A 13,090-nucleotide genomic window follows, 5' to 3' on the forward strand; every position below is an offset into this window, starting at 1 on the left:
TTTATCACTCTAATAGAGAGAACACTTTTTTTCAACAAGGAATCTTAGTTTAGTATAATCAAACAATATCTAAAAATTAACATTAAACAAAACAGTATGATTAATCCTTCTTGCCATTTCGCTTTCAAAGGATAACGAGGCGGCGAGGAGGAGGCTCCGCAGGCGTATTATTAATACGTTGAGGAAGCTGACGACGATGCCAACAAAGTTAGCCGCAGAAAGCGAACTGGCGGCAAAAAAACAAATGGGGAGCTTGTGACTCCCCATTTATGTATTTATGTAAAGTCCGGTTTAAATCTCCATTATTTCTTTTTCTTTGGCTGCAAGTACCTTGTCTGTTTTTTCGATATACTGGTTAGTTAATTTTTGAACTTCATCCTGTGCAGCGAAAAGCTCATCTTCAGCCATATTATTGTTCTTTTTCAAATTTTTTAATTCTTCATTAGCATCCCTGCGGGCATTTCGTAATTTGACTTTTCCTTCTTCTGCCATCTTTTTAACAACTTTAACCAGTTCTTTGCGCCGTTCTTCTGTCAATTGGGGAATAGATAGACGCACTACTTTGCCATCATTTGATGGCGTCAAACCTAAATCCGATTTTTGAATAGCCTTCTCAATTGCACCAATTACCGAGGCATCCCATGGAACAATAAGAATTAGACGGTTTTCCGGAATAGAAATATTGGCAACTTGATTAAGGGGAGTAGCGGCACCGTAATAATCAACCTTTATTCCATCCAGAAGCGCAACGGATGCTCTGCCTGTTCTCACTCTGCTGAAGGATTTACTTAGACTAACAATTGTTTTTTCCATTTCGTCTTTAAATTTTTGAAAAATAGTTTCTTTCATATCATTCTCCTACATAAGTGCCAATTTTGAGACCACAAATTGCCCTACGGATATTACCTTTCTTTTGCAAATTAAAAACAATAATAGGCAGTAAATTATCCCGACAAAGCGATATTGACGTTGCATCCATTACTTTAAGGTTTTTCGTTAACACTTCGATATAACTAATATTTTTAAACATGATCGCTTTTTTATTCTTTACCGGATCGCTGTCATATACTCCATCGACCTTAGTGGCCTTCATTATAACATCAGCTTTGATTTCCATAGCCCTTAAAGATGCCGCTGTATCCGTAGTAAAATAAGGATTGCCGGTCCCACCGGCAAATATAACTACTCTTCCCTTTTCTAAATGGCGAATGGCTCTTCGCTGAATAAACGGTTCGGCAATTTCATGCATTTCAATCGATGATTGTACCCGCGTAGGTATGCCACACCTCTCCAACGCGCTTTGCAGAGCCAGGCTATTAATCACAGTAGCCAGCATACCCATGTAATCGGCTGAAATTCGGTCTATACCCCTGGAACCGGATTCTAATCCTCGAAAGATATTGCCGCCTCCAACAACAATTCCAATTTGAATATTAAGATCGGAAACAGATTTTATCTCCTGGGCAATGAAATTAGCCACATCCGGATCAATTCCGAACGGCTGTTTGCCTAAAAGAGATTCTCCGCTCAATTTCAATAATATTCTTTTATAAACGGCTTTTTCTTTTATTTTACCCACCTATTTTTTAATTTCCTCTCCCAGTTGAAATCTTGCAAATCTGCGAATAACAACATTCTCACCGGTTTTGGCTATGGTGTTACTTAAAAGCGTCCCGATAGTAATATCCGTGTCCTTTATGAATTTCTGCTCAACCAGACAGACTTCTTCGTAATATTTTTTGAGTTTACCTTCAATTATCTTATCCCATATTTTTTCCGGTTTTTTCTCTTCCTGCAACTGACTACGGTAAATTTCTTTCTCTCTTTCTAAAACGTCGGCTGGAACTTCATCCGACCGAACATAAAGCGGATTTGATGCCGCGATATGCATGGCAATATCTTTGGCCATTTTTTGAAAATCATCTGTCTTTGCCACAAAATCAGTTTCGCAATTTATTTCCACCATAACGCCAATTTTGCCACCCATATGAATATAAGAAGCTACCGTACCATCTTTAGCAGCTTTAGAAGATCTTTTCGTTGCCGCCGATAAGCCCTTTTTTCTTAAATAATCGATTGCTTTTTCAAAATCACCGTCCGTGGCTTTCAATGCTTCCTTGCAATCCATCATGCCCGTACCGGTTTTTACTCTTAACTCTTTAACCATTGCTGAAGTTATTTCCAATTTTATAATCCTCCCTTAACTCATTAATAATCAATATAAGCTTATAGTTATCTGAATGATTTGCCGGTTTACTCTTCAGATTGTGCAATCTTATCTTCGATTTCTATGCTTGCGGGAATATCTGTTTCCTCCGGCTTGGTTTCGACAATCACATCTGTTTCCTTATTCGATTCTGCCGTTAGCTTTTCTTGCAGACGTTTTTTCCCTTCCAAAACCGCATCGGCAAATTTAGAGGTAAACAATTTAATCGCTCTGATGGCATCATCATTTCCCGGTATAATATAATCGATAGCATCAGGATCACAATTCGTATCAACTATAGCCACTATCGGAATCCTTAATTTTTTCGCTTCATTAACCGTTATATGTTCACGGCTGGGATCAACGATAAAAATAGCCGCCGGTGTGGATTTCATGTTTCTGATTCCACCTAAAACATTTTCCAGTTTTTCCTTTTCCTTTTGCAATTTGGTTATTTCTTTTTTAGGAAAAGCTTTAATGGAGTCATCATTGAACATGTTCGTCAAGGTGTTTAAACGATCAATACTCTTTTTAATTGTAGCGAAATTCGTCAACATTCCGCCGAGCCAACGTTGATTGACATAAGGCATGCCGGAGCGCACAGCATCTTCTTTAATGGCTTCCTGTGATTGTTTTTTTGTGCCCACAAAAAGTACTTCTTTGCCCTGACTGACAACATCAATCACAAAATTATACGCCGTCTGAAACAAACCGACGGTCTGCTGAAGATCGATAATGTAGATGTTGTTTCTTGCCCCGAAGATGTATGGTTTCATCTTGGGATTCCATTTGTTTGTCTGATGTCCGAAATGAACACCAGCTTCCAGTAAAAGTTTCATTGAAATTGCTGACATATTTATCTCCTTATTTTGTTTTTTCCTCCACCTTCATCAACTTGCGCGGCAAACTTAAATTTAAGCAACATACCGGCAATCCGAAGATGTGCGAAATTTATCTGGCGGCACTTAGCATAAACATTCTAAATAATCAAGTTTAAATAACCCCGTTTCCGGCAATAAAATTAATACTTTTTATAGGCGATCAGGTCGTGTAATCGGCGTTTATTTTCACATAATCGTAGGAAAGATCCGAGGTATAAACAAAATATGATTTATCTCCTGCTCCCAATCCAACGTGCACATTGATCCTGTCTTTTTTAAATATTTCTTTCAATTCGCTTAAATTAAAAGCAACGGGAGAATCCTGATGAAATACCATTTTGCCACCAATGGACAGGCTTACTTTTTCCTTCTCCATGGATATTCCGGAAGAACCAAGGGCGGCAATTATTCTTCCCCAGTTAGGATCTTCTCCAAAAAAAGCCGTTTTGACCAAATTTGAGTTCGCAATAGCATAGGCGGCAGACCGCGCATCCGATTTTGATTTAGCGCCTTCCACCATAATTGATATAAATTTTGTCGCTCCTTCGCCATCTTGAACAACAGCCTGGCAAAGTTCCGTTAAAACCTCGGACAACATGTCTCGAAAACGCTGCAGGCGGGCTTGCACCTTCTCCAATGGATTATTGCCGGCTAAACCATTAGCCATGATAATCGCCATGTCATTGGTGCTCATACAGCCGTCAACACTGATGGAATTAAATGTAGAATTAATTACCTGATGAAACACTGTGCTCAAAGCTTTGGAATCGATTAAAGCATCGGTCATTACATAAGTCAGCAAAGTCGCCATATTGGGTTCAATCATACCGGCGCCTTTGGCGATACCGCAAATGGTAATATCTTTTGCTCCGACCACGCCTTTGCGGATGGCAACCTTGGGATATTTATCCGTTGTCATCATTGCCGCTTCCGCATCCTCAATTCCGGCCTCGTTTAATCCTTTAACTAATTTACCGATGCCGCTTTCTATTTTTTTTAAGGGAAGTCTTTTTCCAATCACTCCCGTCGAACTTACCAGTACTAATTCATCTTTTATTTTCATTTCTTTAGATAAAGCTGAGGAAACAGCCAATGCATCCCTGTAACCTTCTTTCCCTGTTGCCGCGTTGGCACAACCACTGTTGGTTATGATTGCCTGAGCTATACCTCTTTTAACACGTTCTTCATTAATCAGCAGCGGCGCCGCTTTAAAGGTATTTTTAGTAAATACAGCCGCCACTTTTGCGGGTACGGTAGAATAAATCAAGCCCAGGTCTTTTTTATCGGTCCCCTTAATACCAACGGCAATTCCATTGGCCAGAAAGCCGGGCACACATATTTTTGTTTTATTTTTAACCATAACACCACTTCCTTTTTTTCAAATAACTTAAACGCCGCAACATTTCTTATATTTTTTGCCACTCCCGCAAGGACAGGGATCATTCCGTCCGGTTTTGGCGCCTTCATGCTTAACCGTTTTTGGTTCCGGCACATCTTCCCCGCGGCTCATAATATAATCCTGCTTTTGTTTCTGCCGTATTTCTTCTACTTCTTCCTCTCTCTGTATTCTAATAAGGCAAAGTTTTTCGAGTACATCCATCTTAATGCGGGCAATCATTTCCATGAACATCTCATAACCTTCCCGCTGATATTCTCTGACCGGATCCTTTTGAGCGTAACCGCGCAGACCGATTCCTTCTCTTAGGTGGTCCATCGCCAGCAGATGTTCTTTCCACTGAGTGTCTATCGCCTGGAGCATGATTACTTTCATCAGGTAATCCATAAGCTCCTTGCCGAATTCATTTTCCTTATTATGCAGGAGTTTTTGGACGCCTTCAATTACAAACTCACGAACGGACAACTGAGCAGAAGTATTCTGTCCTAAATTGACCAAATCAAATTTTATATTGAACTGCTTGAACAAAGCATCCTCAAATCCTTTAAGGTTCCATTCCTCCTTATTTTCTTTCTCATTCATAAATTCGGACAAAAGATCATCGATGATTTCTTCAATCATCTCATTAACATCTGTCCATAAGTCTTCGCCACGCAGCACTTTTTTACGCTGCTCATAAATTACTTTACGCTGCCTGTTCATTACATCATCATAATCAAGCAGATGTTTGCGAATATCAAAGTTTTGTCCTTCAACTCGCTTTTGGGCATTTTCTATGGCGCGGGAAATATATTTATGTTCAATCGGCTGATCCTCTTCAATGCCGATTCTATCCATAATCCCGGATATTCTCTCAGCACCGAATATACGCAAAAGGTCATCTTCCAGAGAAAGATAAAAGCGCGAAGATCCATTATCACCCTGACGTCCCGACCGGCCTCTTAACTGGTTATCGATTCGGCGGCTTTCATGGCGTTCGGTACCTAAAATATGCAGGCCTCCCAATTCCGCTACACCTTCTCCCAGTTTAATATCAGTGCCACGTCCAGCCATATTTGTTGATATTGTAACCATTCCCGGCTGACCGGCGTTGGCAACTATCTCCGCTTCTCTTTCATGATTTTTAGCATTCAGCACATGATGCTTAACCCCGGCCTTGGTTAGATATTTACTTAGGAGTTCAGATTTTTCTATTGAAATAGTACCGATCAAAACCGGTCTTTTCCCCTTATTCAATTCCTTAACTTCTTTAATGACAGCGTTGATTTTTTCCTTCTCTGTTTTATAGATTAAGTCATTGCAATCATCACGAATCATCGGCATGTTGGTCGGGATAACCAAAACATCAAGATTATAAATTTTCTTGAATTCGGCCGCTTCCGTATCGGCGGTTCCAGTCATGCCCGCCAATTTTTTATACATTCTAAAATAATTCTGAAATGTGATGGACGCCAGTGTTTGATTCTCTTTTTCAATCTTGACTTTTTCCTTGGCTTCCAATGCCTGATGCAGACCATCGCTGTAACGACGGCCGGGCATCACTCTTCCCGTAAATTCATCAACAATTACTACTTCCCCGTCCTTAACCAGATAATCCACATCTCTTTTAAATAAAGTATGTGCGCGGAGAGCCTGATTGACATGATGAACGATTTCTATATTGCGCGGCTCATAAAGATTTTGCACATTAAGAAACCCCTCAACATGCGCCACGCCTTCTTCTGTAAGAACAACCGTTTTGCTTTTTTCTTCTATCGTGTAATCAGCATCTTTTTTTAACCGGGGAATTATTTGATTAATCTTATAATATTTATCAGTTGATTCTTCGGAAGGACCGGAAATAATCAGTGGAGTCCTGGCTTCATCAATTAAAATACTGTCAACTTCGTCCACGATAGCGTAGTTGAACTCACGCTGAACATAGTCATCCAGAGTAAATTTCATATTATCGCGAAGATAATCAAAACCAAATTCATTATTAGTTCCATAGGTAATATCCGCATGATATGCTTCTCTTCGTTCATCATCGTCCAAACCATGAACAATCACGCCAACGCTCAGGCCCAGAAATTCATAAATAGGCCCCATCCATTCAGCATCTCTCTTGGCCAGATAATCATTGACAGTAACTACATGACACCCCTTTTGCTCCAAAGAGTTAAGATAAAGAGGCATTGTAGCGGCCAATGTTTTTCCTTCACCTGTTTTCATTTCGGCAATCTTACCTTCATGTAAAACAATTCCGCCGATTACCTGAACATCGAAAGGCCTCATCAGTAAAGTACGGCGAGAAGCTTCGCGAGCCACAGCAAAAGCTTCCGTCAGAATATCATCAAGAGTAAAACCATTTTTTATTTTTTCTCTGAAATAAGGAGTCTTAGCCCGCAATTCTTCATCAGTCAAAGACATCATCGCCGGCTCGAAATTATTGATTTCGCTTAATAGCAATGACAACCGTTTTAATTCCCGGTCATTTTTTGTTCCCACAATTTTTTTAAGTATGTCTTCCAGAAACATTGATTACCTTTTTAAAAAAAAACCGGCAAGCTTACCGGTGAGTTTAAATATTTTAATTTTATTGACAATAAAAGCTCATGCTTCCGGGATGAAATTTCCCGGCAATGAAAACGATTATTGTTACCTGCCTACACGATCAGACGATCAACTGCTTTTCAAGTACTTTTTAGGATTTACCGGAAAATTGTTGACAAACACTGCATAGTGAAGATGCGCACCCGTACTTCGGCCGGTATCGCCAACATACCCGATGATCTCACCTCTTTTAACCCTCATGCCTTGTTTTACGACCCTTTTGGACAAATGGGCAAAACCGGTGGCCAAACCACGGCCATGATCAATTTTTACAAAATTACCATCCTGCGACTCATAGGCACTGATAACCACGATTCCATCTGCCGGCGCAATGACTTCCTTGCCAAACCGAGTCGATATATCCAATCCTTTATGAAATTCCACACCTGATCTGAAAGGTGATTGTCGTGCTCCGAACTCCGATGTAACCCAGCCTTTTACCGGCCATATGGAAGGAGTAGAAGCAAGAATAGATTTTTGCTCATGCAAGAAAGCTAATAATTCGCTAAAGCTTTTTTCCCGGTAGCCGGCATCTTCATTAAGTTTTTCGATGCCTTGACGCATTCCGGCGATTAATTTCTTCTGGTCCTGATCCAGCAAAGAATTTATTTTTGTTTCATTATCGGATCCGCCAATACCCAATGGAATTTTTTTCCCTCTATTTGTTTCATATGCCAAAGATCTGATATTTTTATCAACTTGCCTGAGCTCTTCCATTCGATCTGAAAATGCGTCCATTTTCATGGCTAGATCCCGAAACTGCTGTGATTGTTGCCTGGTTTGTTCTCTTAATCTTGCCAATTCAGCCCGGTCTCTTTTGATACTGGCGTAATCATACACAACATAGAGAGTTACTAGAATGATGAGAACGAAAGCAATAAGAATATTACGTATAAAAGTTTTGGGAACAGATATTTTTTTAACTCCGCTCTTGCGGTTGGGAATAATCATCAATGTAAAGTGATCCGGCATTATTTCTTTCCCTTGATATATAGATGAGATTAGCAAGTCTTCTGATTTTAGGTTCGCTTTAGCTATCACAGAAAAAGATTCAAAGTCAAGGATAACTTGATACCACGTTATTACTTGATTTTTTTATATTTTTGCCATATTGTATAGCCCAAATCCTAAAAGAATTAATGATTCTATGAAGATAAAAAAATCATTACCAATAATCCTGTTATTTTCAATACTTCTGCCGTTTTTATCCCTGCAGGGATGCGTTTTTGTTCCTTTCGCAGCAAAATTCAATGCCGAAGATTTTTTGATATCCCGGGGGAATAGAATCGGCCAGTCTTCTCAAATTATCCTGCTTAGAGACAATAGCTTTCTTTTTTTCACCAAAACAACTCTTTACGCCATGGAAAAGCGTGAAAATAAATGGCAGGCAGCCCTTGAACCTTTTGATGCCGTAATCGGAAGAAAAGGGTTCGCGCCGGAAGGAGAAAAAAGAGAGGGTGACGGCAGAACACCTTCCGGCATTTACCCTCTTAAAATGACCTTCGGCTATAATTCAACCATAAAAACAAAAATGCCTTACCGTCAGGCTTTGGCTGACGATATCTGGGTTGACGATCCTAACGCCGAAGATTACAATCGCTGGGTCAAAAAGTCTGAAACACGAGCAACTTCATACGAAATAATGAAACGCGACGACAATCTTTACAAATACGTAATTGTCATAGAATATAATACCGACCCCATAATCAAGGGAAACGGCAGCGCCATCTTTCTGCATATCTGGAAAGGTAAAGGTATACCTACAGCCGGCTGTGTGGCAGTTTCCGAGGAAGATATAATTAAAATTCTGGGCTGGCTTGATCCTGCGGCATCACCACTTATCATTACCGGTATCAAAAATTAAACGGAGGCTCTTACCATGAAATTTAAGACTCTGCTTTTATTCCTGATTCTTATCTTTTTATTTTCCCCTCAAATCCTTCAGGCCTGCGAATGCGCAGATAAAATGTCGGACAACTTTGTTGATATACAAAAAGTAATTCCCGACGTCGTTATGGATATACGTTATTACAGCACCCATAACTTTTTAGGAGAAAAAGTTGACGGTTATCTCGCTCCCAAATGTATCCTCACAAAAGAAGCGGCGCAAGCTCTTGCCGGTGTTCAAAAAGATCTCGTGCCCTATTCTATGACTTTAAAAATTTATGATTGTTACCGTCCGCAGCGCGCAGTAAGTCATTTTGTGCGTTGGGCCAAAGAAATTGAAAATACCAAAACAATGCGTGAATTCTATCCGACCATTGATAAACGAAATTTATTCAGGGACGGCTACATTGACAGCAAATCAGGCCACAGCCGCGGCAGCACGGTTGATCTGACCATTGTCCCCTTACCTGCCGCCGCCCAAGCCGAATATATTTCCGGTCAGAAACTATCAGAATGTTACCTGCCCACGGAGCAGCGCTTCGGAGATAACAGCATAGACATGGGAACCGGCTTTGATTGTTTTCACGAACTATCCAATACTCAAAATGCAAATATCGGCCGTCAGCAGAGAATCAACCGGCTTCTTCTTAAATCGCTGATGGAGAAGCACGGTTTCAAAAATTATGATAAGGAATGGTGGCACTACACCCTGAAAAACGAACCTTATCCCGATACTTACTTTGATTTTGTTATCGAGTGAGAAATATGAAGATAAAACCGCCTCCGTTTTTAAAATCATATGGTTTTTCGATTATCCTGATTATCTCGATTATCATCGGATCATTTTTAGGAATCATCTATAAAAAGGATGCTATTGTTTTTAAACCATTTGGCGATATTTTCCTGAATCTCCTTTTTACCGTTATCGTGCCTCTGGTTTTCTTTTCCATTTCTTCCGCCGTCGCGGGCATGACTAACATCCGGCGGCTGGGAAAAATAATGGGGGCTATGATTTTTGTTTTTGTAATCACCGGCCTCATCGCTTCGATGGTCATGATAATAGGCGTTATTCTTTATCCGCCGGCAATAGGCGCTCATGTAAATTTAGGCAATGGGGTAAATGTCGAACACTTAAAAGCTTCCGAACAAATTGTGAAGGCTTTTACTGTTTCCGATTTTGCCGATCTGTTATCCAAAAGGAACATGCTGGCATTGATTATCTTTGCTATTCTAACAGGACTGGCAACTTCGGCGGTAGGTGAACGCGGGAAATCTTTCGCCAACTTCCTGACTTCGGGAAGCGATGTGATGATGAAACTTATTTCTTTCATCATGTACTACGCTCCCATCGGCCTTTGCGCATACTTTGCCTATCTGGTCGGTGTCTTCGGACCGGAGCTGCTTGGTTCTTACGCCAGGGCGATGGTTCTTTATTACCCAACAGCTATTCTGTATTTCTTTATCGCTTTCACTATCTATGCTTTTATTGCCGCCAGAAACGAAGGCGTGCGCCGGTTTTGGCGCAATATTATTCCGCCATCTCTTATTGCTTTGGCGACAGGAAGCTCGATGGCAACAATTCCGGCTAATCTAGAAGCTGCCGATAAAACCGGCGTGCCGAGAGATATCAGCGAAGTCGTCATTCCCATCGGCGCAACAATACACATGGAAGGCTCCTGTCTGGCCGCTGTTTTGAAGATCGCTTTTATTTTTGGCATATTTAATATGCCTTTTTCCGGAGCACAAACAATTCTGACCGCTCTGGGTATTGCACTTTTAACCGGCGTTGTAGTCAGCGGCATCCCCGGCGGCGGAACGATTGGCGAACTGCTAATAATTTCCTTTTATGGTTTACCGATGGAGGCCTTTCCGATTATTACGATGATCGGAACACTGGTTGACGCACCGGCGACAATGCTCAACGCCGTCGGCGATAACGTCTCCAGCATGATCGTCGCACGAATGCTGGGAGGAAAAGGTTGGCTGAATGATGAATAAGGATTAACCTAATAGTCATAAATAACCGATGTGCACACTTGCCATCTTACATAAAGACGAACTTATATAACATTAGGGGAGGAATTCATGATTTATAGTAATCTGCTAAAAAGAATTTCAGTAGCTTCTCTGCTGCTCTTGGCAGCAACATTGTCGCTTATTTCAATTTTTTGCATTGACGCAGTGGCCGATGATAAAGGATTGCTAATCGCTCGAGAGGGGGATCGCCGTGACAGCGGCTATGGAGATTATTCAGCTATCATGGTCATGACTTTGCGCTCTGCCGACGGCAAGGAGGCGTTGCGCAAAATGCGCCTGCTCGATTTGGAGGTTAATAATGACGGCGATAAAACACTTCTGGTGTTCGATGCGCCGAAGGATGTAGAAGGTACGGCGCTTTTAACCTGGTCTCACAAGACCAAAGACGATGATGTTTGGCTTTATTTGCCCTCTCTATCTCGCGTCAAGCGTATTTCCGGCAACAACAAGTCCGGAGCATTCATGGGCAGTGAGTTTGCCTTTGAAGACATTGGCTCTCCGGAAGTGGAGAAGTTCACCTATCAATTCATTGAGGAATCGCAATTTGATGGGCAACTCTGCACCGTGGTCGATCAGGTTCCGACCTATGCTAATTCTGGATATTCGCGTCAGAGAGTATGGCGCGACAAGGCAGAATATCGAGTACTGAAGATCGATTACTACAATCATCGCAATGAACTTCTCAAGACGATGCGGGCATTTGACTATAAACGCTATCTCGATCGTTTCTGGTTTCCCGGACGTTATGAAATGGTCAACCACAAATCAGGACGCTCCACTAAATTGCTTTTTCAAAACTATAAATTAAGAAACGGCTACACTTCGCGCGATTTTGACCAAACCAGCATCCAAAGTGCTCGCTAGGAATCAGGCTCTATGGCGCAAACCGTATTTCGCTATCTCCTTTTGCTAGTACTTATGCTGATTTCATCAGCGGCTTATGCCGACTTTGATTCAGCCAAGTTCAAGCTTGACCTCACACCTGAGCTGAGATTTTTCCCGGAATCACCTGCCGATTCCAGACAATTGGATAATTCCCTGTCCTTTTCGGCACTGGGCCGCGCAGACTTCGAATGGAATAACGGACTTACAAAATTTGCTGCCTCACCTTTTGTGCGGCTGGATTCAGCAGACAGCAACCGGTCTCATGCGGATTTGCGTGAATTCGAACTGCGCCATCGCAGCGGAGATTTCGACTGGCGCATTGGAATAGGTAAAGTGTTCTGGGGAACAACGGAATCGGTACATCTCGTAGACATAATCAATCAGACCGACGCGGTTGAAAGTATCGAAGGCGAAGATAAACTCGGCCAACCCATGCTGAGCGTGGCCTGGACAGGACCCGTTGGCGTGGTATCGGGATTCTTATTGCCTTATTCCCGTGAGCGTACCTTAACCGGCGTCAAAGGAAGGTTGCGAGCGCAGATTCCTTACGATACCGACAACGCAATATATGAATCAAGTCAGGGCAAAAATCACATTGATGCTGCTTTACGCTGGCAGTATTCCGGCGGTGGTCTCGATATCGGCGTATCTCATTTTTGGGGAACAGCACGTGAACCCCGTTTCGTTTTTAATCAGGGCGTTCCTGAAATCATGCTCGTGCCCGTCTATGATCTCATCAACCAGACCAGCATTGATTTTAATTTTGTAAGCGGCAGTTGGATATGGAAACTCGAAGCGCTGCACCAGAGCAACCGGATTAAGAATTTCGAAGCCGTGGTTGGTGGATTTGAATACACCATCCCATTAAGCAATAGCGAATTCCCGGAAATAGGATTGCTTGCGGAATACGCTTGGGAGAGTCGTGACCTTAATTCTCCATCCATATATCAGAACGATTTGTTCCTAGGCCTCCGCATAGCCTTTAACGATGTAGCCGGCAGTGAAATACTCACCGGTATAATGCAGGACATGCAAAAAGACAGCAGATACATCAGCCTCAGTGCCAGCAGACGTCTGGAAAAATTGGGACGTATCGCACTCAAGTTGTTCATTTTTAATGACATCTCCACAAATGATCCGCTCTTAGCATATGCTCGAGACACATACTTGCAAATTGAATACACCTTTAACTTCTAGAAGGAAAAG

12 protein-coding genes are annotated in these 13,090 nt (G+C 41.7%); 5 read left to right on the top strand and 7 right to left on the bottom strand.

Annotated elements, in window-relative coordinates; translation table 11 throughout:
- Nucleotides 1-291: 291 nt before the first annotated feature.
- The 7 genes from CVU62_05940 to CVU62_05970 form a co-directional block, all read right to left on the bottom strand.
- Entirely contained in the window at nt 292-849 is a 558-nt protein-coding gene (locus tag CVU62_05940) for a ribosome recycling factor (GenBank protein ID PKN38389.1), read from the bottom strand.
- Between the two features lies 1 nt (nt 850).
- Nucleotides 851-1,579, bottom strand: coding sequence for a UMP kinase (locus tag CVU62_05945; GenBank protein PKN38390.1), 729 nt, complete (start codon nt 1,577-1,579; stop codon nt 851-853).
- Entirely contained in the window at nt 1,580-2,185 is a 606-nt protein-coding gene (tsf, locus tag CVU62_05950; protein PKN38391.1) for a translation elongation factor Ts, read from the bottom strand.
- Between the two features lie 68 nt (nt 2,186-2,253).
- Nucleotides 2,254-3,060, bottom strand: a complete 807-nt coding sequence (rpsB, locus tag CVU62_05955; protein ID PKN38392.1) for a 30S ribosomal protein S2 — start codon at nt 3,058-3,060, stop codon at nt 2,254-2,256.
- A 187-nt stretch (nt 3,061-3,247) separates the two neighbouring features.
- Nucleotides 3,248-4,447, bottom strand: coding sequence for an ornithine acetyltransferase (locus CVU62_05960; GenBank protein ID PKN38393.1), 1,200 nt, complete (start codon nt 4,445-4,447; stop codon nt 3,248-3,250).
- 27 nt (nt 4,448-4,474) lie between these two features.
- Nucleotides 4,475-7,000 (bottom strand): preprotein translocase subunit SecA, encoded by a 2,526-nt coding sequence (locus CVU62_05965; protein ID PKN38394.1) that lies wholly within the window; start codon nt 6,998-7,000, stop codon nt 4,475-4,477.
- A gap of 144 nt (nt 7,001-7,144) precedes the next feature.
- Nucleotides 7,145-8,047, bottom strand: coding sequence for a hypothetical protein (locus CVU62_05970; GenBank protein PKN38395.1), 903 nt, complete (start codon nt 8,045-8,047; stop codon nt 7,145-7,147).
- A gap of 175 nt (nt 8,048-8,222) precedes the next feature.
- Here CVU62_05970 and CVU62_05975 point away from each other — a divergent pair, with 175 nt between their 5' ends.
- The 5 genes from CVU62_05975 (at nt 8,223) to CVU62_05995 (ending at nt 13,081) form a co-directional block, all read left to right on the top strand.
- Entirely contained in the window at nt 8,223-8,939 is a 717-nt protein-coding gene (locus tag CVU62_05975) for a hypothetical protein (GenBank protein PKN38396.1), read from the top strand.
- A gap of 15 nt (nt 8,940-8,954) precedes the next feature.
- Nucleotides 8,955-9,722 carry a D-alanyl-D-alanine dipeptidase gene (locus CVU62_05980; protein PKN38397.1) on the top strand — a complete coding sequence of 256 codons (768 nt, stop codon included), beginning with the start codon at nt 8,955-8,957 and terminating at the stop codon, nt 9,720-9,722.
- Nucleotides 9,723-9,727: 5 nt separating this feature from the next.
- On the top strand, nt 9,728-10,960 hold the full coding sequence (locus CVU62_05985; GenBank protein ID PKN38398.1) for a sodium:proton antiporter: 1,233 nt from the start codon (nt 9,728-9,730) through the stop codon (nt 10,958-10,960).
- Between the two features lie 87 nt (nt 10,961-11,047).
- Entirely contained in the window at nt 11,048-11,863 is an 816-nt protein-coding gene (locus CVU62_05990; protein ID PKN38399.1) for an outer membrane lipoprotein-sorting protein, read from the top strand.
- A gap of 12 nt (nt 11,864-11,875) precedes the next feature.
- Nucleotides 11,876-13,081, top strand: coding sequence for a hypothetical protein (locus CVU62_05995; GenBank protein ID PKN38400.1), 1,206 nt, complete (start codon nt 11,876-11,878; stop codon nt 13,079-13,081).
- The last annotated feature ends 9 nt before the right edge of the window (nt 13,082-13,090 follow it).

Source organism: Deltaproteobacteria bacterium HGW-Deltaproteobacteria-2 (assembly GCA_002840505.1).
Classification (GTDB): domain Bacteria; phylum Desulfobacterota; class Syntrophia; order Syntrophales; family Smithellaceae; genus Smithella.